Here is a 439-nt window from a genome sequence, read left to right on the forward strand (position 1 = left end):
AAAGATTACATATACTATTATAAGGCAATGGAAATAATAAGCCNCTTTATCATGTAGAAAAGTAGGTGGTATTATTAGTAAAAATTATGCTTTATTAAAAATAAACTTTTAAAGTACAATATATCAAGTGATATAGACATTGATAAAAAAGTATATCATTATACTAATATTAGTGCTTTGTATCAAATTTTAACCCAAAAATCATTAATGGTTACTAATAGTGAATTTTTAAATGACAGAGAAGAAATATTATATAGTATAGATATTATAGAAGAAATATATAAAACTATAGACAATGGAGTTATAGACATAAAGACTTTAAAAAAACTACTAGTTGATTCATTAAAATATAAATTTATTTTAAGTTTTCTTTAAATAATGATTCAATAGGACTTTGGGGAAACTATACTAACTTTGAGGGATATAACATTGAAGTTGA

General features: G+C 21.7%; 1 protein-coding gene. It reads left to right on the top strand.

The annotated features are described in order from the left end of the window. Positions 1 to 177 precede the first annotated feature (177 nt). The gene (locus tag CSGHG_RS22920; RefSeq protein WP_147582325.1) at positions 178 to 375 is read left to right on the top strand and encodes a hypothetical protein; all 198 of its coding nucleotides are present in this window, start codon (positions 178 to 180) and stop codon (positions 373 to 375) included. Positions 376 to 439: the final 64 nt, after the last annotated feature.

The sequence above is a fragment of the Clostridium senegalense JC122 genome, assembly GCF_000285575.1.
GTDB lineage: Bacteria > Bacillota > Clostridia > Clostridiales > Clostridiaceae > Clostridium_J > Clostridium_J senegalense.